The organism is Chitinophaga sancti (assembly GCF_034087045.1).
GTDB lineage: Bacteria > Bacteroidota > Bacteroidia > Chitinophagales > Chitinophagaceae > Chitinophaga > Chitinophaga sancti_B.
Map to the genome: position 1 here is coordinate 6,809,706 of NZ_CP139247.1, position 23,134 is coordinate 6,832,839.

The window sequence follows — 23,134 nt, forward strand, 5'->3', positions numbered from 1 at the left end:
AATATGCTTTGTGAACATATTAAATCTACGAACAGTCAGGAAAAATATAAAATTATTCTGCAAGGAAGTAGCTGCAGCTGACGAATGTCACACCTCACTCCACACAACGAACTGACAAGCATCAGACCTTCCCCCGCATAACAAACCGACAAGCCTCACACCTTCTCCCACACAACGAACCAACAAACCTCAATCCTTCCCCCACATAACAAGCCGGTACCCTGCACACTTCCCCCCGTACACCTTACGCCGCATAATTAAACAATGTATGTTCATTCCCTCTCACCGCCTCATCTCCAAAGAAGAACTCCTTCACCGTCTCATACTGCCCACCAGCCGCTGGTTTCCTCAATAGCGTAAAACTCTTACACTGAAAACTCCGCACAAATACCTGATTGTAAAATTGATCATATACCTGATCAAACTCACGGGTATTCATCCCTCTCGCTATCGTAATATGCGGTTTGTATGGACTGGATTTGATATCAAATTCCTGTAGGATCCTTTTATGCAATTCTACAATCGGCTTTGGATTCGCCACATTGATAAAGATTGTGCGCTTATCCTGCTGCTGCTCGAAATGATCAAAACGGGAAGTATATAATGTAAACCCTGATTGTCTGCCGGCTATATTATCTAACAGGTTGACAAAATCATCCTCAAAACGCACTGGAAATACAGAGCGGAATAGACTGATGTTAGCCTGTGAGAATTGGGTATCGGCGATACCCAGTTCCTGCGCGATCATCCGCTTTAAAGCCATTACATCATTGTTGATATGAGTACCGGGATTAACTACTAATAAGTAGTCATACAATAATTCCTGTTCAGGAATAACGTTATTATTTGTAATCATAACCAAATAAGTTTTGAACTTAAAGTGTATTGGTTATTTGAATATTGACATTACAAATATAAAATCTTTATTCCGATTTTGCTAATTTAATTAGCATTAAATACTAACTTTTTTACTTAATACTAAAATAACTAGCAATCACAGGTATAAAAAAACCGGTACAGCAGCCATTTAAACGGCTACCATACCGGAGTAAAATAAATATGTAATTGGCTTATGCCAGTGCTTTCACGATTGCTACGAAATCAGCAGCTACCAGAGATGCTCCACCAATCAGACCACCATCCACATCAGGGCAGGAGAACAGCTCAACAGCGTTTGAAGGCTTCGCACTACCACCATACAGGATAGAGATATTCAGGGCAGCTTCACGACCATATTTAGCAGCGATCTGCGCTCTGATAAATGCGTGCATGTCCTGTGCCTGTGCTGCACTTGCAGTCAGGCCAGTACCAATCGCCCAGATTGGCTCATAAGCGATCACTACATTCTTCAGCTGCTCAACTGTCAGGTGATACAGGCTTTCTTCCAGTTGTTTTGCAACATATTCGTTCTGGGTTTCAGCTTTTCTCACTTCCAGTGGCTCACCGCAACAGAAAAGAGGTTTCAAACCGTTTGCCAGTGCCAGGTCAATCTTTTTAGCCAGTACTGCGTTAGTTTCCTGGAAATATTCTCTTCTTTCAGAGTGACCCAGGATCACGTAGTCTACGCCTACAGACTGCAGCATTTCAGCTGATACCTCACCAGTGTAAGCACCAGATTTCTCTGACGCACTGTTCTGTGATGCCAGGAAGAAACCAGGATTATTCTTCAGTAATGCTTTCGCTTTCACCAGGTAAGGGAAAGGTGTAGCAAATACAACTTCCTGTCCTTCTTTCAGATGCAGACCAGCCGCCAGTACGTCATTGATCAGTTGCTCACCCTGCGCCAGGGTCAGGTTCATTTTCCAGTTTCCTGCAACGATTTTTTTTCTCATGTTTATCGCTATTGTTAATGATATATTGAATTGAATCTAAGATTTTCCTCTTACTGCTGCATAGACTGCTTTTAGCAAACGTTCTTCTATGTCGCCCAGCTGTTGCCCTTTGAACTGCATCCACTGACGGGCATCCCGTAAAGCCTCCTGTTCCCTGTAAGGTGCAGGTTGCACCCCACCCCATGAAAAGGAAGGCACAAACTTAGGCGGGAATTCGCCTCCAAAGATATTACACGAAACGCCAATTACAGTGCCTGTGTTAAACATTGTGCCAATACCGCTCCTGCTGTAATCGCCCATGATCAGTCCACACTTGGTACCAGCGGGTATCGCCTCTTTTTTTGCCTCAACCCATACCCGCACCGTACTGGCGTTGTTTTTCAGGTTTGAGTTCGTTGTATTCCCCCCCAGGTTACACCATTCACCCAGCACCGCATCTCCCAGGTAGCCATCATGACCTTTGTTGGAATAGCCCATCATCACCACATTCTTGATCTCTCCTCCCCCCACACTACCAGGTCCCAGCGTTGTAGCACCATATATTTTAGTCCCCATCTTCAGCATCGCTCCTTCACACAATGCCAACGCCCCCCTGATCAGACAGCCTTCCATCACTTCCGCTCCTTTTGCAATATAGATCGGCCCTGTCTTTCCATTCAGGATGCTGTGTTCTACAACAGCTCCAGGCTCCAGGAAGATGTTTTCTACCCCACTGACATGGTTGGATGCCGAAATCGGGGCAGACGTTCGACCTGCCGTCAGAAGAGCAAAGTCCTGGCGCAAAGCACTATCATTTAATCGAAATATATCCCATGGATAAATCAGCTGTAGTAATGATTCCTGATAGTTAATCCGGTCACAAGCCGTAGGTTGCCCCAAATCAACACCCGCTCCCCCTTCTGCAAGTAATTGCTCAAAATCACTACCCAGCCCCACCTCAACTACCAATTGCCCCAAATCTCCGCCCATTACCATCTTCGCCACCAAAATCTCATCCTTATACAACCTCTGCCCCATCTTCAACCCCCGAATAGCCTCCACCAACCCGCCATCCGGCAATACACTCCCATTGATCAGCACACACTGATCATCAGCAAAAACAGACTGTAGAGGAAATTTTTCCTGCAAATAAGGAAGGGTCAGGAAGCTGGCGCTGGTCTTAAACCACCGCTCCCATTTTTCTCTTATGGTAAGTATCCCTACACGAATCGCCGCCACCGGCCGGGTATGAGTAAAAGGGTACAACAAATCGCGTGCAGGAGTGTCAAATAGAATATAATGCCGCTCCATAAGGGGATAAAAATAGAGAATCCCATCGAAAAAGTCGATGGGATTCTCATTAAATTATTTGACAGGCCTGTACTAGGCTTTCTTTCCGTAGCGCTTGTTGAACTTGTCGATACGACCTGCTGTATCCACCAGCACGTTCTTTCCAGTATAGAAAGGATGTGAAGTATTGGAAATTTCAAGCTTGATCACTGGATATTCGTTGCCATCTTCCCACTTGATAGTTTCTTTAGTAGGAGCGGTAGACTTGCTCAAGAAAGTATGTCCATTAGACATATCTTTGAATATTACAAACCTGTAACTTTCCGGATGGATTCCCTGTTTCATCAGAATTTTAGTTTTCTTTGTTTTTTACCAGATGCAACCGCGCATATTCATTCTTCTACAATCGATGAACGCCCATGCTAGGTTTCATACCAATATTTATAATACAGGCTGCAAAGGTAAATATTTATTTTAATTTTCCAGCCTTTAAGACTGATTTTTTTTAATCTTTCATGTTTACATACTGAAGCGGTATATTCAGGTTGCCCGTTCTGAGCAGCTGTATAACCTCCTGAAGATCATCTCTTTTTTTACCGGTTACGCGTACAATGTCGTCCATAATGGCCGCCTGCACCTTAGATCCGGAGTCTTTGATCATCTTGACAATCTTCTTGGCATCTTCCTGCTTGATCCCATTACGAACGGCAACGTCTTTCTTTACCACTTTACCACTCTGGTAATGCTCCTTGGCCAGATCATAAATATTTGCATCCAGGCCCTGCTTGATGGTACGACTGATCAGTACGTCAATTACCTGGTCCAGCTTCATCTCACTCTCCACTTCAATAGCCACACTCAGATCTTTTTTATTGAGCGCAATATTGACATGAGAGCCTTTGAAATCGTACCTGTTAGTGATTTCTTTATTTACCGTATTTATCGCATTGTCAAGTGTCTGTGTATCCACTTTGCTAACAATATCAAAGGATGGCATAATTGAGTATTTTTTTGTGACAGAAGGCAAATATAAATATGAATTAGGACATAGCGACCATTGTAGCCCATAAAATGAAAAACCCCGGGACGTTTCCCGGGGTAATTCCCTTCCTAGGCAGGGAACAGTGTCACTTGAATCTACAAGCGACCAACAACTCTCTTTCTTTATCAGTCTATCTTCGTCACCTTTGCAGATCCTGAAGAAGACTGGTTAATGGAAGGATTACCTTTGTAACGTACTTTGGCGCCACCACTTATACTGATATCCAGTTTCTTTTCTGCAAATACAGCCAGATCCCCACTACCAGACACCGCTACTTCTACCGACTCTGATTGTAATGCCAATGCATCTACACTGGCTGATCCTGAAATACCATATTCTACCTTAGTAACATTTCCTTTCAGCGAAATCTTAGTAGAACCAGATACCCCTACTTCCAGCTTTTCTGCTTTCAGGTCCATATCAATTATCACACTACCGCTGATACCCAACTCAACTTTATCCCCTTTTAGTGTACCTTTACTATAGAAGCCACCAGAGCCGCTTGCTGCAAGAGATTTCACTTCTGCCATACTCACATTCACCGTAATTTTCTGCGTAGGTTTGATATTATATCCCTTCTTCACATGCAGTTTCAATTCCCCGTTTTCTACATCTGTTACGATGTATGGCAGTAAATTATCTTCTGCTTCTATTTCAATGTTACTACCTGAACCAGGCGTAATGTATACATTGAAACTACCTGAAGTTGAAATGCTTTTAAAAGAAGATGCAGATCTTGATTCCTTCTTCAATGTGCCGCTACCGGTCACAAGTTCTTTCTGTGCAAATACAGATGCACTTGCGAATAGGAGCATGAGAAATGCAATAGCTGTTGTTTTCATAATTGTGTATTTATTGGATGGAAATTAATTCGTACTGAATGAAACATCACTGTAGGTGCCATTTATCACCAGCGAAGGCGACTGATCATTGCCACCGGCAGAAATCGCAGTATAGGTGAGGTTGGAAGATTTCTTCACAGAACTCACACTCTTCATAGCCAGTCCACCGTTGTGCACATCTCCGTTGTGCAAAATGATTTTAAACTGTAAACCTATGCGGGCAGGCATTCCCTGCAATTTGAGATCTGCATAGGTGAGCCCGATCCTTCCACCTTTAAAACTGTTCCCAATGCTCTTTACTTTCAGATCGCCATACACCAGCCTCGCATTGAGTTCTGCCTGTAATTCTCCGATATTAAAATCTGAATAGTTGCAGGAGATATTGAGTGAACCCACATTTGCTACTTTGTAGTCATCATAGTTTGACTTTGAATCCAATGCTCCTACTGTACCAAGTTCATACTCGGAGTAATTGGATTGTGTAGTGAGCGAGCCGATATTATCACATTTCAGGTTGGAATAATTAGCACGTACTGTCAGTGCATCTGCCTTACCAATGCGGCCTTTATCGCAGTAATTCAAGCTCAGCGTCAAAGACTTTTGCACTTCCTTAATATCGTAGGTACAATAATTTAATCCCATAGTAACAGGAAAACTCAGCACATCGGTCAATATGTCTCCAAAGCTGTTATCCAATGACAGTTTGCGCAGATCTTCAGGCACGTATACTTCGTAATCAATATTCACATAGTCTTTACTATCTCTTTTGGCTCCCCAGTTGAATAGTCTGCCAGTGGAACCCAACGGGTGATAACTGGTTTGCAGCGAGATCTCGCCATTCGCATTGCTCTCATCAATGTCTACCATGTTTGCTGAGTTCTGCGCTTCGCTGGCATTCTTTCCAAAACCAGTGACGGTAATGGTCGCTTTCACATGGTTCTGCCTCCAGGTATGAATAATGATCTTGCCGTATTTATTCGAGATGGACAATACTGAATTACTTCCATTCGCATAATCTTTCGAAATAATGCGCTTGAATTCACTGTCCCCTTTTTTACCAAATGCCATTATTGGCAATAACAGTAGTAGTAGTATTTTAAATTTCCCTTTCATAATTTGACTGCTTTTGCTTAACGGGCTGTTTCTCTCTCAACTCATCAAGTATTTTATCAAGAAGGTCCAGCTTCAATTGATAATAGCGGACCATGGCTGCTTTAATTCTTTCATTTCCCGGGTTCTGGACAAGTTCAGTTTCCAACACCTTGTAGGTATCGTTGCGTAGTTCCAGTTCCTTGCGGGCAGCGCTATCCAGGCCCAGTACGGCTGGCGGATAGGCATTGATTTCAGACAGGCGCTTCTCTATCTGGGAAGTATAGTATATACCGGCCTCCTGCATCTCCGGCGAAACAGTCGCTACCTGCTGCTGTTTCTTCATTTGCAGGAACTGGAAGATGAAAAATGTATTCACCACCAGTACCAGTACGGCTGCTACTTTAAGCCAATTGCGCCCTAATAGCTGCAACACTTTTCCTTTTTTCTGTGGCATGAGTTCCTTCTCCAGTTTATCCCACAAAACGGGTCTGGGTCCGGACTGCTCAAAATCAGAACGGTGTTGCCTGATAAATTCCTCAAAACTCTCTTCTGGCATCAGCGTATTGCATTTTTTTGTTTAATGATCTGCCGCACCTTGTCCTTTGCACGCATATATTGCGTTTTCACAGTAGATTCAGATATATCCAGCATGGCAGCTATCTCCTTGTGGGAGTACTCTTCAAAGATGTAGAGGTTCAGCACGGTACGGTAACCATTTGGCAATAACTGTATGGCATCTTTGATAGCGGAAACTGTCCAGGCAAAACTATCTTCGTCCAATCCTGCCTTCTCTTCTGCGACATCTATATTGTCTACTTCTTCGAAATACACTTTCTTCCTGCGCAGGTGGCTCAAACAGTGGTTGACCACAATCCTTTTGATCCAGGCCGTCACACTACCCGCATTTTCGAGGCGGTCAATGTTCCGGAATACCTGCATAAAGGCCTCCTGCAGTGTATCTTCCGCATCAGCTGCGTTACCAGTCATACGTAAACAGATATTGTACATTGCTGCTGAATAAGCATTGTACAGCTCGCGGAATGCGCGAACCTCTCCCTTTTTGCACTGGGCTACCAGGTGGTCTGTTATGATAGTCTGATTCAAGTTGTTGTTGGCTGATGCTTGCATAATAAAGACAATATTTTTAAAAAAGGTTGCACCGCTGGTGAGAAAAATTCGGGGAATTATGAATTAAAGCAGTCAAACGATTAACAATCAAATGATTAGGATTTTAAAAAAAGGACGTAACCAAGGGGCTACGTCCTATCCATCCTTATATATACCTAAAAAACAGGTCGGTGTTAGTTCGCCTTCACACGGTTTTGTTCGTCTTCCAGGCCGGTTTTATGGTTGCGGGCTGCCTTGATATTCGTATTACCGAAGCGGTAGTTGAATGCGAGGCGGACCTGTCTGGATTCCCATTTGGAATTCACTGACATAAAGCGACCGGCGTTGGTAAACGTGCCGCGGAAACGCTGATTATTGAATACGTCGTTTACATTCAGCTTCAGACTACCTTTCTTATGCAGGATGGATTTGGATAATCCACAATCGAATGCATACATCGGTTTCATTTTCATGAGCCCCTCATCTGCAATCTGTGAAGACATGTAGAAGAAAGTTGCTTCTGCTGTAATGCCGTAAGGAAGTGTGAACGTGTGTTGGGTACGACCCATAAAACCACCAGATTCCACACTCACCAGGTTATTGTCCACCATTGTCTCGTACTTAGCATACAATCCCTGAAGATAGGTGTAAGTGTTCCACCACTTCGTGATCGGGAAAGGCATAGAAATACTGAAGGTGAAGTTGTCAGACTTTGCAATGTTCAGGTACCTGTAGCGAAGGATGGATGTATCGCCGGTTGCCGGATCTTTTTCTGACTCTGCTACCTGTGTGAGTTTATCTGATGCATGTGAGTAAGCCACTGAAGTAGTCAGGAACTGTTTGAAGGTATGACTTACTTCAAAGTTGTTGCTGTAAGAAGGCTTCAGGTAAGGGTTTCCTGCGATCTTGGTATACCTGTCCAGGTAGAATTCGAAAGGGTTCAGGTCTTCGTAATCCGGACGCTGTATACGACGGCTGTAAGAAACGCCCAACTGATGATCTTTTGCCACATTGTAGCTCACAAACAGACTTGGGAACAGATTAAAGTAAGTGGTATCCGTCACTTTGGAAATGGTCACAGAGTTCCCCTCGATGTGTGACAGTTCACCGCGCAACCCTGCCTGGAGCGTGAGTTTCTTAAACTGTTTGGAGAAGTTGATATAACCTGCATTTACATTTTCCTTGTAAATAAAATGGTTGGAACGGTTATTATCATACACCCAGTTGCCATAGCGCAAAGAGTCGAAACGTGCATCGTTATCAGATTTTACAAAGCTGAGCTTCACCCCTGCTTCCAGTTTTGCCTGGTGTTTCAAAGGATTGACATAGTCTGCTTTGAAGGTCTTGATTTCGATTGTAGACGGCTGCATATTACGGGTCGTATCGCCGCGTGTAAAGTTTTTACCAGTGGCATCAAACACGTTTGAATAAGTATTTAAGCGTTTGCTGTCGTGGTTACGGGCATAGTCCAGGTCAATGCTCAGTTCCTTGCCGGTAGTATCCAGGGTACCTTTATAGTTCAGGTTATAAGCCATCCTGTTCCAGTCTCCAGGGTTCTTTGAATCGGTGTGCAGCGTAGAATCAACGATATCATTTTTACCAATATAGGTGATAGAATTGGAAGGCATGGTATAGTTTCTCAGCGCGCCATCGATCATAACACCGATGGTATGGTTCTTATTGATGAAATAATCGAGACCTACTTTGGCGCCATTGTAATCAGAGGACTGGTTATGTTTATTGTGGTTGTCGACCACATTCACATTGCCTTCTGCAGGATAACTGCGATACAGGTCCAGGGTCTGGTTATTCTGACGGTGATTGTAGTTGTAGGAACCGAATACGTTGTACTTCGCGTTGCGGTGGTTCAGGTTCAGGCTACCATTATATTTAGGGGTAGCGCCATAGCCACCACCAAGAGAAATACTACCATTGGTACCTACAGTGTTGTTCTTTTTCAGTTTGATGTTGATGATCCCGGCGTTGCCCGCTGCATCGTATTTGGCGGAAGGATTGGTGATCAGTTCTATTTGCTCAATATTGCTACTGGGCATACTTTTCAGCAGCGCGGCAACGTCCTGGGAACTCATGTTGGTGAGCTTTCCATCAATCATGATGACAACACCGTTTTTACCTTTCAGGCTGATATTATCATCTTTATCTATAGTGATACCTGGTGATTTTTCCAATACCTCCATGGCATTGGCGCCAGCTCCTACTACACTGTTTTCAACGTTTACAACCATCTTGTCTACGCGCTGTTCTACGAATGGCTTTTTACCAGTCACGTTTACGGCTTTCAGGTTGCGGGTATCAGTGCTTAAGGTGAGGGCATTCACTTTAACAGGTGAATTTTTTATTTCAAAGGGTTGGCTATATGCTTTGGTCATACCTACATAAGTGGCAGCAACGAGGTACTTACCATCTTTTACAGGTTCTATTTCATATTTACCATTTATATCTGCAATCGCTCCTTTTACAAGGGAGGAATCGGAAGCTTTTAATAAAGTAACGGTGGCAAACTCGACCGGCTTATTGCCGGTCTGGAATACCTGGCCGGCAACTTTTCCTGAGCCAGGATTTTGAGCCTGGGAAGCAATACCCAGGGTCATGATTGATAAAAGAAAAGTTACTGTCTTCATATAAGGCGGATTAAGGATTTCTAAGTATCTGTTTTTTAGATAGTTAATAATATAGAACCTTTAATAGTATAGTTCCTTTGTTTATCAACTACAGTGCAAAGGTAGGTAGTTTGCATTGCATAGTACATAACTTTACATAAACGGTAATCAGATAGGGATGATTGGTAAAATCTGTTTTAAAGGCTGTATTAAGAAGACGAGGGAGGGGCGAAAAGGTTGCAAAAAAAAATCGCTTCTACTTTTAATGTAGAAGCGATTTATAATAATGTAGTATCAATTTTACCATTTGATGCTTTCCAGTACATCGGGCAGTTCGGCCTGTACTTTCTCGAAGAAAACTCTTTCTTCTTTGCGGATATGGTCTTCAAGGCTACGTGCCAGCAGGTCCATCGCGTCTATCATATCTTTCTCTTCCGTAACAGTGAGTGCGCTGTACATGCGGGAGATAGTGGAGTGTTCCTGGTATAGTTCTGTCAGGAGCCCGTCTATTTCCGGTTTTTTGCCCAGGCACAATTCAAAGAGGTATTCTTCTTTTTGAATGTGTGGTACCATTACTTCCTGGAATACTTTTACGATATAAGCCAGTTTTGCATCAGTTTCAAGTGGAAAGCCTTCATAGGGAGCAGCATCTTTTTTAAGATAGCGGCATACGAATAATAATCGCTGGTGCTCCTGCGAAAGAGGCACTAAGGTAGAATGACGTTGCATGATCAGGATATGGTTTTAGCCGATGTATAAAGTTTACGGCAATACCAGATCAACACAGCTCCGCCTATTACCATGAGTGTAGAAATGATTTCAGCCTGGGTAGGATGAAACCCGAAAATGTCATATTTAGTGTTCACTCTAATCTTTTCAATGAAGAATCTTTCAACGCCATTCAGGATCAGGTAGATACCGAATACCATACCTGGCACCCTGATCTTTTTACGGATACTCCATAATAATGCAAACAACAGCAGGCAGGCAATGATTTCATACAGGGCTGTCGGATAAACAGAGATCGGCAGCACACTGCAATATTTACCGGTACAACCCGGCATCAGTACACCTTCATTGATTACATTATGTGGATAGCCGTAGGCAAAGAACCAGTCAGGCAGGAAGCTGAGACCCTGAGGTTTGGCAAAAGCTGCGTGTGGAATATGTTCCAGGCTACCATACTGGCGTGCGAAGAATTGCTCATTTGCTTTGAGTACTTCCTGGAATTTGGAAGGATCTACCTGGGCTACATGTCCTGTAGCATCTGTAACATAAGCACTGTTGTATATCCCCCAGTCACCGTCGCCGGAGAAGTGACAACCCATACGACCTACGCCATAAGCGAGCATAAGACCAGGTGCAGCACTGTCTATCAGTTGTAGTACATTGATCGACTTCCTGCGGGCGTAACGGATGATCACAAAACTCGCTACGATCAGACCACCATAGAAAGTCAGACCACTGAAGGATAACAGGGCACCAATCGGATCCTGTACGAAGTCGCCCCAGTTTTCCAGGTTGTGAAACACCTTTGCGCCGATCAGACCAGCAATGGCAGCCATCACAGTGAAATCGGGTACACGTTGGTGAGGATATACGAGTTCAGTAACAGTCACTTCTTTTTCAGATTTCTGTTTCTGACCACTTCTATATTTAAAGTAAGCAACAACAGCACCAACGATGACACCACCTATGAAGCTACCTCTGGTAGATAAAACAAATGACTGGAGATCCTGGGATACATTTTCCCAATCGGAAATGATCCCTATTATTTTAAAACCAAGAATAAAACCAACTACTCCATTAATAAGGATGTCAGTGGTACTTACAGGTTTACCCTTTGTAATTGTTTCAGGAATACCTTTCAATAACCCAAGGCGCTCTCTCCTTTTCAATTCACTGGTCAGGGTATAGGCGGCTGCAAGGAATGCAATAGCTACAAAAAAACCGAAGGTCTGAAACAGTTTAAAAAAAGGAAGCTCTAAACCTAACAGATCCTTAAATGCGTAATATAAATTAGGATACATAGCCAAAAAAAATTGGTGATCTGAGTTTTCCTATGAACAAAGCCGAATTAGTCAGGAAGGAAAATCAAACCACCAAAGTAAGCTGTAAAAATCGCAAATTCCAAATCATATTTACGTTTAATGTAAAGTGCCTGACACAAAAATCAAATAAATTTAGCGCCAGGCATTTTACTTCTTACGTAAGCTGATCTTAACAATATTGTTCGAAAGCGTCAACCAGGTTCGCTGCAATCATCTGTGCAGGGCGACCTTCGATCATGTGACGCTCAATGAAATGCACCAACTGTCCATCTTTAAACAGTGCGATAGCTGGAGAAGATGGAGGATAAGGCAGCAAATGAGTACGGATCTGCTGGATGGCAGCGGTATCAAAACCTGCAAAACTGGTAGTCAGCCTGTCTGGTTTCTTTTCGCTGTGCGCCACAGCCAATAATACTCCTGGACGTGCACTACCAGCGGAACAACCACATACAGAGTTGATCATCACCAGTGTAGTACCAGCACCTTTTAATGTTTCATCTACCTGATCTGGTGTCAGCAATTCTTCAAAACCATTATCTGTTAACTCTGCCTTCATTGGCATTACTAATGCTGCTGGATACATATGAATATAATTTTATTGTTCGTCAAATTTTTACAAAGTTAAACAATCAGCGGATAAATAGAAAAACTTGAATGAATATGACTTTTTGACTGGTTATTTTAACCATAAAAGCCATTTTGTCCTGTTTTTTTTGAGTTTACTAGCAAAATAGCAGTTTTTGTGCCATGGTATTCCATTTGCACATACCTAATTGTTCAAATTTTTAAAACAAAAACTAAAACTCATAAAACCATGACATACGTAAAATTTAATCAACATCCTGCAGCAAAAGCATTTGGCGGCTTAGTAGAAGACATTTTTAATAATAATGGATTTAAGCAAGCCCTGAAAGACGACTTTTTAACAAATGACTTTTTTGGTGCACATCCCCCAGTAAATATTTATGAAGGTAAAGATGGTTATACCATCGAACTCCTCGTACCCGGTTGGGCAAAAGAAGAAATTAAGATCAACGTTGAAAACAAAGCCCTGACTATCAGTGCTGAGAAAGCAGAAAAAGCTGCTGAAAACAAGGACGAAGCCCCAAAACAAACCCGTAAGGAATTTGGAATACGTTCTTCTTTCAAACGTTCTTTCAACATCAACGAACAGGTTGATGCCGAAAAGATCCATGCTAAATATGAGAATGGTATACTCAAATTAGCACTGCCTAAAAAAGAAACTATACAAGCCGCTGCCAAAGCGATTGTTGTGGAATAAGGATTAAACGTAATAGCTATAAATCCCCTCTGTGTTTACAGGGGGGATTTTTTTATAATTCACACAAACGTTTAAGGGTTATCCTGTTTTTATGGGATAATTTGCCATATAACCATATGGCCTATGCCTCAACTATTTAAAAGTATACGATCCCTGGCAGGAAAAATATACGTCACTACAGAAATTGCAGTGATAGGCAACGCTTTACAGGTTACCGCCAACACAAGATTACAGTGCAGACTCAAGCTGATTTTTGATTATCTCTTTTTCCATATACTCCTGCTGATACCAAAATTACTTGTAGCACTTTATTATCAGAATAGCACGGACCTGTTACTCCTGTCAGTATATATTATAATATTACCTGCCGCTATGTTCCTGTTGAAAAACGGGACATCCCCCAAAATGGTTAGTTTCATGGTAGCCCTTTCTACCCTGATGCTCCCTATGGCTTCTTCCTTTTTTAATAACCAGGATGTATCACCTAAGTATACCATGACCTGGCTACTCAGCCTGCTCTTCTGTTATATTACTATCAACAGGAAGACGACGCTGTTTTTAGGAAGTTTATTATGCGCTTACCTGGGTATGGTATCCTGGATCAAAGTTCATCACCTGGCATTTCCGGTTTCGGAAGGTTATGTACCGGAGCAGTTGTCTCCATTCATGGCATTGTATGCCGGTATGTACATTTTATTTCTGATGCGGGTATTTGGCAGGCACTACCGGAATATATTTATGCTCGAGCATGAGCAGACCATTCAAAAACAGAAACAGCACTCATCTTTATTAAATCAACACCTGACTAAGCAGTTCATCATTCTGAAAGGTCTGAGCCGTTCCGGTAAGTCCAAATACCTGGATGGAAACAAGGAATTGCTGGAAGCCTGCCTGGTGGAGATTGAAAAACAGTGTGAAAGTGCTATTGACTACCTGGATAACGGCAAGTTGCCAGAAAGCTGAGTACGCAGCCTACACGTCTGTGTGAGCATTACGAAATGAATGCAGGTGTGGTTTTAACAGAATTTTAGAAACCCAGACCCATAAATAGGTTAAAAAATTACAACTTTCGGGTATTTTTCTACGACTTAGTCCAGACTATCTTTGTATCATGATAGAACAGGAATTCTATTCTCCTGATACACCACAACGTTAATTTGTCTCATTCTTCCCTATACGAACGAACCTTATATCCCTACTTGTCTTATTTTCCTTTATGCTTTTGACGATAAACCTATGCTATGGAATTGGGCTTCTCTAAATTGCTGGGGGAGCCTTTTTTTTATTTATAAGCACCTGATAAAAAAATAACCCCGCGAAAAATCGCGGGGTGTTTCAGTGGATTACTAACCCATTTTTTTAATAACCCAAAATCTTCAGCATACTCTGGGCAGTTTGTTCCTTGGCATACAGCCAGTCTTTCAGCTGCCCATTTTTATCATAACCAACAATCACGTGCTTTGGCGACGGGATAAGGCAGTGCTTGATACCACCATATCCACTCAATTGATCCTGGTAAGCGCCCGTATGGAAAAACCCGATATATAGCGGCTCACCCTCAGACACTTTAGGTAGAAACACTGCATTGATATGTTCTTCAGAGGTATAGAAGTCATATCCATCACAGGTCAACCCTCCCAGGTGCACTTCCTGGTATTCCTGTTCCCATTTATTGATGGGTAGCATAAGGAATTTCTCCCCGATGCCCCAGGTGTCAGGCAGTGTGGTAATAAAAGAACTGTCAATCATGTACCAGATCTCACGGTCGTTCTGCATCTTCTCACCTACCACGCTGTAGATCACAGCACCACTCTCACCCACTGTGAACGAACCGAACTCGGTATAGATGTCCGGTACCGGTACCTTGTTCTTTTTACAAACACTCTTAATGGTCGCTACGATCTCATTTACCATGTAATTATAGTCGTAGTCAAAACCAAGGGAGTGCTTAATAGGAAAACCTCCTCCTATATTAATACTATCGAGCTCAGGAGAGATTTTCTTTAGCTGGCAGTACAGTTGCAGTACTCTGTTGAACTGGCTCCAGTAATAAACGTCATCCTTGATCCCCTTATTCATGAAGAAGTGCAGCATTTTCAGCTCAAACTTCTCATTGCCTTTCAGCTTGTCAATATAAAATTCCAGCACATCGCGGGAACGGATCCCCAGACGGGAGGTATAAAAATCAAAGGTAGGTTCCTCTTCAGCCGCAATACGCAGCCCCAACTTTACCCTTTCCTTCGTCCGGATGAATTTCTGGTAATCCTCCAGCTCCTCTTTGTTATCCAGAACCGGAATTACATTTTTGAACCCGGTGTTGACCAATTTGGAAATCGCCTTTGTGTAAGCTTTGGTTTTGTAACCATTACAGATCACTTTGGTCTCCTTGGTGATCTTTTTCCTTTCATACAACTTGGTAATAATATCAATGTCGTATGCAAAAGACGTCTCAATGTGTATCCCGTGTTTCAGGGTCTCTTCCATTATAAAGGAAAAGTGAGAACTTTTGGTACAGTAACAATAGTAATAATTACCATCGTACCTGTTTTTCTTGATTGCATCCTGGAACATCTTTTTGGCCTTATTGATCTGCATGCCTATTTTAGGCAGATAGGTCAATTTAAAAGGTGTTCCATACTTATCAATCAACGCTTTGATATTCACCCCATTAAATTCCAGGTAGCTATCCTGTACATCAAACCCTTCCTGGGGAAACTCGAAGGTTTGGTTGACGAGATCTGTGTAGGTGCTGTTCATTTAAACCTGCGATACATGTTTAAGGATTAGTAAAAAGCATATCACAACCCTCGCTGGAAAACTCCTGGTTTACACACCTACGTCAGTTCTTTAAAAGCCCAGCAAAATTGGTTGCAAAGCTAAATATTTTGTCCAATTGGCCGGACAAAAAGTTTCTTTTTTTTTTAAACGGTTAGATATTAAGCTAAATCTAACGCTTTCAATATGTTAAATACATTTATATATGTAAATTTTCCCTTATTTTAATAACGTCAGACTGCGTTTTCCCTCGCAAAAAATAAGGTCCAGAATGCTAAGATTTGGCAGGAAGCCTACCCTCTCCTGGAACACCTGGGTATATTCCGGCAGATCGGTTTTGGCATTTTCTTTACCCGGTACCATGCTATCACGGGCATCTGTCAGGTTAGTTTCGGTATAAATCTTCCTATATTCAGTAGTATAGGTAGTAGGGGAGGATAACCCAATTACCTTGTTAGCCCACTCGAAGCAAGCCTGGTTCCAGTCCATCAGGTATTCAAATGGACGTTCGTACAGCTGACCCAGCTCTTCCTCATAGTATTCAAACCAGGGTGAACGACGGTAGGCAGAAACCAAAGTCTTCCAGTGCTGTGCCTGCCATTTTTCTTCATTGCTGATTCTCACATCTTTCATCACCGTCCTTTGGTTCTTGCCGCGGGCCAGGGGAACACTTAATAATATACTTCCGTTAGGTCCGGCTATGTAGCAACGGTTCCTAAAACTAAGCTTTTGATAGTGCTCATATCTCTCGATCAATAATATATCGTGCTCAGTTAAAGTCTTATAGAAGAATAAGTTTGGAAAGTATTGAGATTCAATCAATAATGTTTTTTGATTTGCATCAGCTGCCATGTTGTCGAATTTGTTGTTTTAAACCTGAATACACTTATTTTAAGATGCGAAGTTACTTATGAATTATTGTCTAACGATTATTATAAGTAATTGTTAAACAGCTCATAGCATTCTCAAAAATATGCTAGTAAAATTAGCATTTCACCTTTGACATAAAAATTCAGGAAACTGCAAATTTACTAAATAGTTTAGTAGCTTTTGTATTCATTTTCAGGGGAATCTTGCTTCAAGTAAAATCTGAAGCTGAGGAGGTATTTAGAGAACGTTAAATCGTCTTTCAAGGGGAAGAAAATGCATTAACTTTGGCAAAATCCATTTAGACATCATGAAGTATTTACGTCTTTCGATATGCATTTTCCTGATATGGGGAATGGCAAGCTCTTGTGAAAAGTTTAAAGATCTTGAGTTTGTGAGAGTAGCCGGTATCAATCTCGACAACCTCGGTTTTCAAAAGAGCATCATACGGATGACGTTGGCATATTACAATCCAAACGGTTTTAACCTGAAATTGAAAGACGCCAATTTTGACCTTTACTTTGACGATACCCAGGTTGGCCATTCTATCCAGGATACCATGATCATGATTCCTGCAAAGGACACTTTTTACTTTCCCGTAAAACTGGAAGTGAATATGGAAAATGTGTTTAAAAATGCGCTTGGCGCACTCATGAATAAGGAAGTGACTATCAAGGCTTCGGGAAATTGTAAAGTTGGTAAAGGGGGCGTTTTTCTGCCTTTTCCGATAAAATGTGAGACAAAACAGCCGCTAAACTTCTTTTAAGTTCTTATACAAAGAAAATAAAAAAAGCCACATTCACGGTGGCTTTTTTTGTATCTACTTACTAACACTTAATGTTTCTTCTTGTCCGGTGTACCGCCATCTTCTGGTTTTTTACAGCAGGTAGGCAGTTTTTTGTAAGATTCTTCGTTAGCTGTCACATTATCCGCATCATAACCCGCATTTGCGATAGCAGTCTTCACATTTTCGATATTGGTACGATCACTGTAGAACTTTACAGTTGTTTCTCCTTTTTTGAAATCTACTTTGGAAGATTGCACACCTTCTTCTCCTGACAGGTATCTTTCGATACGGTTCTTACACTGTTCACAACGTACAGTGGGTGTAGCGATCTTAGCAGTCACCAGTGTACCTTTCTTTACCTGGGCCATGGCAGTCATTCCAAAGCAACCCAGCATTAATACCATTACTAATCTAGCAATACGCATGTTTTACGTTTTATAGTTCTAATATAGCAAAAACTTTGCTTATTTACCAGTCCATTGGTCAGGAGCACTTCTCCACGCTTCCAGCAGGGCCAGATCATCGCCGGATACCACACCTTTTTCAGCAGCCAGTTCAATCAGCGCACCATAATTACTCAGGGAGTAAAAAGGAACCCCCGCAGCTTCAAATGCCTTCACTGCGATATCAAAACCATAGTTAAAGATTGAAACCATACCGATTACCTCCCCTCCTGCTGCACGGATGGCGTTCACAGCCTCAAGGCTGCTCTTGCCAGTCGAGATCAGGTCTTCTACCACAACCACAGGCTGGCCTGGCTGCAATACCCCTTCAATGAGGTTACCCATACCATGTTCCTTTGCTTTCGCCCTGACATAGATGAAAGGCAGCTTCAGCTGGTCAGCTACCAGCGCACCCAAGGGAATACCACCAGTGGCTACACCTGCCAGTACCGCGGCTTCAGGAAATGTCTCAAAAACCACATTGCACAGCTCCGATTTCACGTAGTCGCGTACATAAGGGTAAGAGAGGATCTTACGGTTGTCGCAATAAATAGGTGATTTCCAACCGGATGCCCAGGTGAAAGGGGCTGCCGGACTTAACTTAACGGCTTGTATCTGGAGCAGTTTTTCTGCTACCTGTTTTTCGCTGATCTTACTCATAATTCGCAAAATTGCGTAATTAAGTGCAACAGCGCGTATTTTTTGTCTAATTTCTCGACATTTCTTATTAACAAATCAACATTTAACAGTTATTTGGTAACATTCAGAGTCAACTTTAATTACCCCCGTTTCCTTATTTTTGCCCCATGCAAAAGGATACTGTTATTTACCTCAACGAACGCCCGCTGTTCATCCTTGCCACCCATCAGGCCATACCAGCTGAATACAAGGAAGCAGCCCTGTTCACGGAACCAGATACAAACACAATAGAAGAAACCTTACAAGCCCTGGAAACAGGAAAATCCCCTTCTGCCATCTTCATTCATCCGGACCCACATGAACTCCTGGAAACCATCAAAGGCTATTTCACCGTACTCGTAGCCGGCGGCGGCCTCATTACCAACCCGGAAGAAGAAGTCCTCATGATGTTCAGAAACGACAAATGGGACCTGCCAAAAGGAAAACTTGACGAAGGAGAAAGTCTCGAAACCTGCGCTTTAAGAGAAGTAAGAGAAGAAACAGGGCTTCACAACGTGCACATCGAACACAAGATCACGGAGACCTTTCACTACTACACCTACAAGGAAAAGAAGATATTAAAACACACCTACTGGTATAAAATGAAGTTTACCGGTACGGAACTGACCATTCCTCAGATCGAAGAAGGTATTGTCGATATTCAATGGATCAAACCGGAACACCTGGGCAAGTACCTCAAGTTCTCTTACCTGAATATCATCGCTGTCTTTAAGCAGGATGGTTATGCGGTCTAAAAAATAACACACTACGCTATATAAAAGATAAAATACCTACGGGATAAAAGATAAAAAGACGGGTCGACCCGTCTTTTTATCTTTTATCCCGTATCGCCACCGTAAGGCGACTTATACATACCAGCTTATTATGCTCATCACAAATCTTTATATCCCACACATGCGTGGTCGCCCCAAGATGCAAAGGCCTTGCTATCGCATGCACATACCCCTCTTTTATACCCCTGATATGATTGGCATTAATATCCAACCCAACACAAATCTGAGTTTCAGGATCTATTATCAGTGCCGAAGCCACACTACCTACCGTCTCAGCCAGTGCTACCGAAGCACCTCCATGCAATAAACCATATGGCTGACGGGTACGTTCATTCACCGGCATCATCATCCGCAGATAATCAGGCCCAATCTCCGTAAACTCCATGCCAAGAAAAGCGGCCATCGTGTTCTCCCCATTCTCATTCAACTGGTCAAGGGATATATTTAAAGAACGCCAGATCGGTTTCATTGCTGTTCTGATTAATAGTTATCGATTAATATGTTTTAACACCTGCTCAGGCAAAAGTGGCGTTGCATCTCCCCCATACTTCAATACATCCCGTACCAGTGAAGAGGCAATCGTAGAGTATTTCGGTGTACAACTCAAAAATACAGTCTCCAGTTTAGTATCCATCATCCTGTTTACATCCGCAATCGCCTTTTCATACTCAAAATCCACCACACCCCGGATCCCTCTTAATATGAACCGGGCGCCGATCTCCTCACAGTACTTAGCCGTCAACCCGGCATAGGTGTGTACCTTCACCTTTGGAATCTGAACATAAATGTCCTTAATCCACTGAATACGTTGTTCAAGGCTGAACATGGGTGTCTTGCTGGAATTGGTACCGATACCGATTACAATCTCGTCGAACAGGTCCAGGGCACGATCTATTATATCAGTATGACCCAATGTAATAGGATCAAAAGTGCCAGGAAATAAAGCAATGCGTTGCATGTTGTAATTATTTCTTCAGTTCCGGCCGGTTAATGAAAATGGAGAATATGGTAGTACCATAGTTCCTTTCATCCCGGTAGTACGGATACGATTTGTAATTATTACGGGGAGTATGTTCCAGCACAAACCAACCTTCAGGTTCCAGCAATTCTTTTTCAAAAACCAAAAGAGGTAGCTGGTCGATAGTGGTAAGTGCATATGGAGGTCCGGCAAAAATGAAGTTGTACTTCTCGGTACATTGCTTCAGGTACTGGAACACATCCATTTTATACAGCTTCAGGGGAACATTCAGTTCTTTTGCTGTTCTTTTAATAAAGTCTGCCATCTCATTGTCCTTCTCCACGATTGTCAGATCTTCTACGCCACGTGAGTTCAGCTCATAACTGATACTACCGGTGCCACCAAAGATATCCAGTGTTTTCAGCGAAGGCAGATCCAGGTTATTCTCAATGATATTGAACAGGCCACCTTTTGCAATGTCTGTGGTGGGCCTGGTATGAGGCATGTTTGCGGGTGGTTGAAATCGTAATCCCCCCTTCTCTCCTCCAATTATACGCATAATGCCAGGGAATAAAGATTGTTGAAGTAATAGCCAGGAATTTCTTCCATTTTATTAATGTACCAGAAACCTGTAAGACGAGGTACCCATTCCAGTTTTGGAACAAAGCGGTGCAGTTCCTCATAGATCTGGGAATCCGGCGTCACAGGCCCTCCTACTTTCACTTTTACCTGCGATTCGTCCAATCCTGCCTGGCGAATGGTATTGATCAGGTGATACACCACATCCAGACCGGTTTGGGAATTCATTTCTGTTTGCAATAACAATTTGCCGAAGCGGTAAACGGTCAGTGTAAATTTATGTTGTTGAATATCAAGGTAAATGATCCCATTCAATTCTAAATAGTCATTGTCAAAACGGTAACCTTTCAGCAGCCCGGTATTCACATGCGCGAACTTGTCGGTAGAAAACTCTTTGCGCAGGAACCCAAACAGGTCTTTATCTACTGAATAGACATTGACCATTTGCTGGTCGGAGATCGTGTCTGCCATAATCAGTTCCTGTGCCTGTTCAGGGTAGATCAGGTGCAGGTAGTCTTTTTTGATGGCAGCGTCAAAATGCACTTCAGGCACCAGGGTGCTGTTGCCCCCGTCAAATGCCAGCAATACATCGCTAAAGTTGGTAAAAAGCAGCTTATCTGTATCAAACACCTGTTCTATAACCTCGATATCCGCTATCGTGGCTTTCTGGGGCGTGAAGCGGTACGACTTCAGGGCCAGAAACTTTCTGGCAGCCGGGTTGTATACCACATAATTAAAGGAGCCCTTCCCCACCAATACCAGCAACTGACAGGTAGTGAGGTCTGTTTCAAGCAGCGATGCATCATCCGCGGCAAAAGCAGGATGTATGTTATACGTCACAGACATTATTAATACATTAGATATGGCACAATAATAACCAAAAATAGCGACTTTTAGCCCTATGTAGTAATCGGGCTACTGCAATGCGTCGAGCATCTTCCTGCATTCCACCTTAATATTCGCATCGTCCAGGTATACATTTCGCAGGCCCACGGCTTTCTTCAGCACTTCAATACATTTGTCCTGCTCATCATTATCCTTATAGGCTTTGGCCAGTTCAAAGTAATTCAACACAATAGAGGGGTCCAGCTGACGACACTTTTCGTAATTATTAATAGCCTGTTGCAGCGTACCCTCTGGCAATCCACCGAAAAGTAGCTTCGCAGCCGTTTTTTCCAGCGTGCTCAGGTTTACCATTTCATAGTTCCATTTTCCCAATACCAGATAGGCCTTCGCATAGTTAGGATTAAACTTAATGGCCAGTTCAGCATACCGCTTTACCTCTCTTGCGGCAGTTACCTTTTCTTTAGCGCCTGCTATCAGGGCCTGACGACCCATAGCTACTGCCATCACATAATTAGCATCAGCATTTTCCGGCGCCAGTCTTACAGCCTGCTCGGCATAGGTCTTGGCGTCGTTATAATTCTTTAATTTTTCGTCCTTGTCAGTCACACGATTGCCCACCCGGCTACAGATCTCGCTGGCTCCTATAAGTGCAATAATATTATCAGGTTGAATTTTCAGCACATCTTTGTAAAGGCCGAGTGCCGGCGCCTCTTTCATTTGTTTTTCCAGTGTCCGGGCCTGATCGATCATTTCATCGGCCGTTTGTCCATACGCAATCCCCTGAATGAGTAGTATAAAAGCAAGTACCAGTGCTTTATTCAACATAGGAAGGTGTTTTTCATATAGTAAAATAAATAAATTTAATAAAATCCGGGTAGATTTTAATAAGTCTTTTCCAGGGAAACGATAGAATTACGTACGGAAGCACCCATCGGAGGGTTCATTTTGCGCAAAGAAATAACTGTTTTCTGTACTTCGGGGTATTTATGCTTGATAGCATCGGTTATAGCATACACTACCTGCTCCAGCAGGGGCTGTGGAATTTCCATAATGGGCTTGATCACATTTAGTAAGCCCTGGTAATTAACGGTTTCTGAAATCTTGTCGATTGGAGAGACACCTGGTATCGTTACATACACATCAATAATAAAGTCGTTCCCGATTATCTTTTCTTCAGGGTAAAGACCATGGAAAGCATGAAAATGTACTTGTTCGAGTCCGATTGTCAGCATGGGAAAAAATAAAAAACCAACCAGACTCGCATCCGGC

27 protein-coding genes are annotated in these 23,134 nt (G+C 42.6%); 4 read left to right on the forward strand and 23 right to left on the reverse strand.

The annotated features are described in order from the left end of the window. Positions 1-244: 244 nt before the first annotated feature. The 13 genes from SIO70_RS27330 to SIO70_RS27390 all read right to left on the reverse strand — a co-directional run bounded on the left by SIO70_RS27330 (position 245) and on the right by SIO70_RS27390 (position 12,439). Entirely contained in the window at positions 245-856 is a 612-nt protein-coding gene (locus SIO70_RS27330) for a 2'-5' RNA ligase family protein (RefSeq protein WP_320576192.1), read from the reverse strand. Positions 857-1,070: 214 nt separating this feature from the next. Next, on the reverse strand, positions 1,071-1,832 hold the full coding sequence (gene tpiA / locus SIO70_RS27335; RefSeq protein ID WP_320576194.1) for a triose-phosphate isomerase: 762 nt from the start codon (positions 1,830-1,832) through the stop codon (positions 1,071-1,073). Between the two features lie 36 nt (positions 1,833-1,868). Beyond that, positions 1,869-3,122: a putative sugar nucleotidyl transferase gene (locus tag SIO70_RS27340; protein WP_320576196.1), complete on the reverse strand. Its 1,254-nt coding sequence runs from the start codon at positions 3,120-3,122 to the stop codon at positions 1,869-1,871. A gap of 72 nt (positions 3,123-3,194) precedes the next feature. Beyond that, positions 3,195-3,446, reverse strand: a complete 252-nt coding sequence (locus SIO70_RS27345) for a type B 50S ribosomal protein L31 (protein ID WP_083723668.1) — start codon at positions 3,444-3,446, stop codon at positions 3,195-3,197. A gap of 160 nt (positions 3,447-3,606) precedes the next feature. After that, positions 3,607-4,098, reverse strand: coding sequence for a YajQ family cyclic di-GMP-binding protein (locus SIO70_RS27350; protein ID WP_320576199.1), 492 nt, complete (start codon positions 4,096-4,098; stop codon positions 3,607-3,609). Between the two features lie 170 nt (positions 4,099-4,268). Next, on the reverse strand, positions 4,269-4,985 hold the full coding sequence (locus tag SIO70_RS27355; protein WP_320576201.1) for a head GIN domain-containing protein: 717 nt from the start codon (positions 4,983-4,985) through the stop codon (positions 4,269-4,271). 24 nt (positions 4,986-5,009) lie between these two features. After that, entirely contained in the window at positions 5,010-6,098 is a 1,089-nt protein-coding gene (locus tag SIO70_RS27360) for a hypothetical protein (RefSeq protein WP_320576203.1), read from the reverse strand. Continuing rightward, entirely contained in the window at positions 6,082-6,633 is a 552-nt protein-coding gene (locus SIO70_RS27365) for a hypothetical protein (RefSeq protein ID WP_320576205.1), read from the reverse strand. The genes SIO70_RS27360 and SIO70_RS27365 overlap by 17 nt, the downstream gene beginning before the upstream one ends. Next, positions 6,633-7,205: an RNA polymerase sigma factor gene (locus SIO70_RS27370; RefSeq protein WP_320576207.1), complete on the reverse strand. Its 573-nt coding sequence runs from the start codon at positions 7,203-7,205 to the stop codon at positions 6,633-6,635. The genes SIO70_RS27365 and SIO70_RS27370 overlap by 1 nt, the downstream gene beginning before the upstream one ends. A 173-nt stretch (positions 7,206-7,378) precedes the next feature. After that, positions 7,379-9,826, reverse strand: coding sequence for a TonB-dependent receptor domain-containing protein (locus SIO70_RS27375; protein WP_320576209.1), 2,448 nt, complete (start codon positions 9,824-9,826; stop codon positions 7,379-7,381). A 279-nt stretch (positions 9,827-10,105) separates the two neighbouring features. Next, positions 10,106-10,534, reverse strand: coding sequence for a hemerythrin domain-containing protein (locus SIO70_RS27380; RefSeq protein ID WP_320576211.1), 429 nt, complete (start codon positions 10,532-10,534; stop codon positions 10,106-10,108). Between the two features lie 2 nt (positions 10,535-10,536). Further along, a complete protein-coding gene (locus SIO70_RS27385) occupies positions 10,537-11,835 on the reverse strand; it encodes a prolipoprotein diacylglyceryl transferase (protein ID WP_320576213.1) in 1,299 nt (432 codons plus the stop codon). A gap of 190 nt (positions 11,836-12,025) precedes the next feature. Beyond that, positions 12,026-12,439: a BrxA/BrxB family bacilliredoxin gene (locus tag SIO70_RS27390; RefSeq protein ID WP_146966214.1), complete on the reverse strand. Its 414-nt coding sequence runs from the start codon at positions 12,437-12,439 to the stop codon at positions 12,026-12,028. 231 nt (positions 12,440-12,670) lie between these two features. Between SIO70_RS27390 and SIO70_RS27395 the strand changes: the two genes are divergently transcribed. Together SIO70_RS27395 and SIO70_RS27400 are read left to right on the forward strand one after the other, a co-directional pair. After that, the gene (locus tag SIO70_RS27395; protein WP_320576218.1) at positions 12,671-13,138 is read left to right on the forward strand and encodes an Hsp20/alpha crystallin family protein; all 468 of its coding nucleotides are present in this window, start codon (positions 12,671-12,673) and stop codon (positions 13,136-13,138) included. Positions 13,139-13,261: 123 nt separating this feature from the next. Next, on the forward strand, positions 13,262-14,101 hold the full coding sequence (locus SIO70_RS27400) for a hypothetical protein (protein ID WP_320576220.1): 840 nt from the start codon (positions 13,262-13,264) through the stop codon (positions 14,099-14,101). 396 nt (positions 14,102-14,497) lie between these two features. On the opposite strand, the gene SIO70_RS27405 is transcribed toward SIO70_RS27400, so the two are convergent. Beyond that, a complete protein-coding gene (locus SIO70_RS27405; RefSeq protein WP_320576222.1) occupies positions 14,498-15,895 on the reverse strand; it encodes an arginine decarboxylase in 1,398 nt (465 codons plus the stop codon). Positions 15,896-16,132: 237 nt separating this feature from the next. After that, on the reverse strand, positions 16,133-16,765 hold the full coding sequence (locus SIO70_RS27410; RefSeq protein WP_320576223.1) for a WbqC family protein: 633 nt from the start codon (positions 16,763-16,765) through the stop codon (positions 16,133-16,135). Between the two features lie 370 nt (positions 16,766-17,135). On the opposite strand from SIO70_RS27410, the gene SIO70_RS27415 reads away from it, so the two are divergent. Next, positions 17,136-17,546, forward strand: a complete 411-nt coding sequence (locus SIO70_RS27415) for an LEA type 2 family protein (protein WP_179091155.1) — start codon at positions 17,136-17,138, stop codon at positions 17,544-17,546. 68 nt (positions 17,547-17,614) lie between these two features. Here SIO70_RS27415 and SIO70_RS27420 read toward each other — a convergent pair whose 3' ends face one another. After that, entirely contained in the window at positions 17,615-17,992 is a 378-nt protein-coding gene (locus SIO70_RS27420; protein ID WP_320576227.1) for a heavy-metal-associated domain-containing protein, read from the reverse strand. Positions 17,993-18,031: 39 nt separating this feature from the next. Next, positions 18,032-18,670, reverse strand: a complete 639-nt coding sequence (gene pyrE, locus SIO70_RS27425) for an orotate phosphoribosyltransferase (protein ID WP_320576229.1) — start codon at positions 18,668-18,670, stop codon at positions 18,032-18,034. A 146-nt stretch (positions 18,671-18,816) separates the two neighbouring features. Here pyrE and SIO70_RS27430 point away from each other — a divergent pair, with 146 nt between their 5' ends. Then, on the forward strand, positions 18,817-19,443 hold the full coding sequence (locus SIO70_RS27430) for an NUDIX hydrolase (RefSeq protein WP_320576231.1): 627 nt from the start codon (positions 18,817-18,819) through the stop codon (positions 19,441-19,443). Between the two features lie 76 nt (positions 19,444-19,519). On the opposite strand, the gene SIO70_RS27435 is transcribed toward SIO70_RS27430, so the two are convergent. From SIO70_RS27435 to SIO70_RS27460, 6 genes are all read right to left on the reverse strand, one after another. After that, a complete protein-coding gene (locus SIO70_RS27435) occupies positions 19,520-19,951 on the reverse strand; it encodes a hotdog fold thioesterase (protein ID WP_320576233.1) in 432 nt (143 codons plus the stop codon). An 18-nt stretch (positions 19,952-19,969) separates the two neighbouring features. Further along, positions 19,970-20,440 carry a pantetheine-phosphate adenylyltransferase gene (gene coaD / locus SIO70_RS27440; RefSeq protein ID WP_320576235.1) on the reverse strand — a complete coding sequence of 157 codons (471 nt, stop codon included), beginning with the start codon at positions 20,438-20,440 and terminating at the stop codon, positions 19,970-19,972. 7 nt (positions 20,441-20,447) lie between these two features. Beyond that, positions 20,448-20,945, reverse strand: coding sequence for an RsmD family RNA methyltransferase (locus SIO70_RS27445; protein ID WP_320576237.1), 498 nt, complete (start codon positions 20,943-20,945; stop codon positions 20,448-20,450). A 44-nt stretch (positions 20,946-20,989) separates the two neighbouring features. Further along, a complete protein-coding gene (locus SIO70_RS27450; RefSeq protein ID WP_320576238.1) occupies positions 20,990-21,865 on the reverse strand; it encodes a DUF3822 family protein in 876 nt (291 codons plus the stop codon). A 69-nt stretch (positions 21,866-21,934) separates the two neighbouring features. Continuing rightward, entirely contained in the window at positions 21,935-22,690 is a 756-nt protein-coding gene (locus SIO70_RS27455; RefSeq protein ID WP_320576241.1) for a hypothetical protein, read from the reverse strand. A gap of 56 nt (positions 22,691-22,746) precedes the next feature. After that, entirely contained in the window at positions 22,747-23,097 is a 351-nt protein-coding gene (locus SIO70_RS27460) for a dihydroneopterin aldolase (RefSeq protein WP_179091158.1), read from the reverse strand. Positions 23,098-23,134 lie beyond the last annotated feature (37 nt).